Annotated in this window: 3 protein-coding genes; all 3 read left to right on the top strand. The window is 47.9% G+C overall.

From position 1 onward, the window contains the following. On the top strand, positions 1–1,515 hold a 1,515-nt coding region (locus AC4E7D_RS13730; RefSeq protein WP_490174348.1), incomplete at its 5' end, for a DNA translocase FtsK. Continuing rightward, complete coding sequence (lolA1, locus tag AC4E7D_RS13725; RefSeq protein ID WP_490174347.1) at positions 1,512–2,156, top strand: outer membrane lipoprotein periplasmic chaperone LolA1; 645 nt, start codon at positions 1,512–1,514, stop codon at positions 2,154–2,156. The genes AC4E7D_RS13730 and lolA1, both read left to right, overlap by 4 nt. Before the next feature lie 2 nt (positions 2,157–2,158). Further along, positions 2,159–2,620, top strand: a 462-nt coding sequence (locus tag AC4E7D_RS13720; RefSeq protein WP_490174346.1) for an LptF/LptG family permease, incomplete at its 3' end; no start/stop codon positions are given.

Raw genomic sequence — 2,620 nt, 5'->3', positions numbered from 1 at the left:
GAATTCGATCCCACACTGGAATTGGGCAACTATAAATTTCCCCACCTCGATCTCCTGGACACTCATGGTGCAGCCGGGGGGATTACCATTAACCAGGAAGAACTGGAAGACAATAAGAACCGTATCGTAAACACCCTTAAGAATTATAAAATCGGGATTTCCCAGATAAAGGCCACGATCGGTCCTACCGTTACCCTATATGAGATCGTACCCGAAGCTGGCATCCGGATATCCAAAATTAAAAACCTGGAAGATGATATTGCCCTCTCGCTAGCGGCGCTGGGTATCAGGATCATTGCACCCATACCCGGTAAAGGGACCATAGGTATTGAGGTGCCTAATAAGAAGCCTACCATTGTTTCCATGCGTTCTGTCATTGCCTCCTCCAAATTTCAAAATGCCGAGATGGAACTCCCCGTTGCTTTTGGAAAAACCATCAGCAATGAAACCTTCGTGGTGGACCTGGCCAAAATGCCGCACTTGCTTATGGCAGGGGCCACGGGACAGGGAAAATCCGTTGGACTTAATGCCGTGCTCACTTCGCTCTTGTATAAAAAACACCCGGCAGAGGTGAAGTTTATCCTGGTGGACCCCAAAAAAGTGGAACTGACCCTCTACAACAAAATCGAGCGGCATTTCCTCGCCAAGCTGCCGGATGTCCCGGATGCGATCATCACGGACAACCAGCAGGTCATCAATACCTTGAATTCCCTGTGCATCGAAATGGATAACCGCTATGAACTGCTTAAAAAGGCAATGGTGCGCAATATCAAGGAATACAACACCAAATTTAGGGCGAGGAAGCTCAACCCTAACGACGGGCACACCTTCCTTCCCTACATCGTGCTCGTTATCGACGAATTTGCCGATCTGATCATGTCAGCCGGTAAGGAAATCGAAACTCCTATTGCCCGATTGGCACAACTTGCCAGGGCGATCGGCATACATCTGGTCATTGCCACGCAACGGCCTTCGGTTAATGTAATTACCGGACTTATCAAGGCTAACTTCCCGGCTCGTATAGCGTTCCGGGTAACTTCAAAGATCGACTCGAGGACCATCCTGGATACACAAGGGGCGGAGCAATTGATTGGAAGGGGCGATATGTTGTTTACGCAGGGCAATGACATTACCAGGTTGCAGTGTGCCTTTGTCGACACCCCCGAAGTAGGGAAAATAACAGAGTATATCGGGGCACAAAGGGCCTATCCAGAAGCCCATTTATTACCGGAATATGTGGGAGATGAGTCTGGCACAAGTCTTGATTACGATATTGAGGACCGGGATGCCATGTTCCGCGAAGCGGCCGAAGTTATAGTAACGGCACAACAAGGTTCTGCTTCCCTTATCCAGAGGAAGCTGAAGCTGGGGTATAACCGGGCAGGTCGCATCATCGACCAGCTGGAAGCCGCGGGGATAGTGGGGCCTTTTGAGGGCAGCAAGGCCAGGCAGGTTCTGGTCCCGGATATGTATGCCCTGGAACAATTATTGAATAATGAAACCCAACAAACATGAAAAAGTGGATATTTTGCCTACTGATCACCTCGATGCCCGTAGCTGCTATAGCTCAGGGAGCTGATAAGGCCAAAGCCTTACTGGACGAGGTGTATGACAAGGTAAAGGGATATGAGAATATAGCCGTGGAATTCAAATACGCCCTCGAGAATAGCGAGGCAGGCATCAACCAGGAAACTCGGGGGGATGTGACGCTGGAAGGGGATAAATATCTGTTGAATTATCTGGGGGCCATCCAGATGTTCGATGGCAAAAAAGTGTATACCGTAGTCCCTGAAAATGAGGAGGTAACCATTGAGGAGCCCGCTGATGAGGAAGGCACTGTTACCCCTTCGCGCATGCTCACCTTTTATAAAACCGGGCATACCTACAGCTGGGACATCCTCCAGAACGTACAGGGCAGGAAAATACAATTCGTGAAGCTGATTCCGATAGACACCAACTCGCCCATTCAAAATATTCTCCTGGGTATTGATGTGGAGACCAAGCACATTTACCGTTTGATAGAGACCGGATCCAACGGCACAAAGACGACGATTACTGTTAATTCTTTTAAAACGAATCAGCCGTTATCCAAAACCTTATTTACCTTTGATGAGAACAAGTACAAGGAGGAAGGGTACTACATCATAAGGAATTAGAATTGCGCATTCTCGACCAGTACATTTTAAAGCGATGGCTTTACAACTTTCTCAGTTCGTTTGTGATATTGATGTTCATCTTCATCTTCCAGACGATCTGGTTGTTTATTGATGATCTTGCCGGAAAAGGGCTGGACATAGTTATCATCGGTAAATTCCTGTTTTACCTTATGCCCAACCTTACGGAAAAGGTATTGCCGCTTACCGTGTTGCTTTCTTCTATTATCACCTTCGGCACCTTCGCTGAGAACTACGAATTTGCCGCTATGAAGGCTTCAGGGATCTCCTTGCAGCGCTCGATGCTCAGCCTGATCATTTTGGTTACATTTTTGGGAGGACTTACCTTTTATTTTGCCAATAGCGTCATCCCGGCCTCCGAACAGAAGATATACAACCTCAGGCGGAACATTGCCAAGGTAAAACCTGCGGCGGCCATTGTGGAAGGGGTATTTAGCGATCTGGAA

The sequence above is a fragment of the Lentiprolixibacter sp. genome (assembly GCF_982873095.1).
The sequence above is the reverse complement of the archived record's forward strand: the minus strand, read 5'-3'. Positions and strand labels throughout refer to the sequence as shown.

Coding starts and splice junctions, on each gene's coding strand:
- lolA1 (WP_490174347.1), top strand. CDS start 1,512: ATGAAAAAGTGGATATTTTGCCTACTGATCACCTCGATGCCCGTAGCT.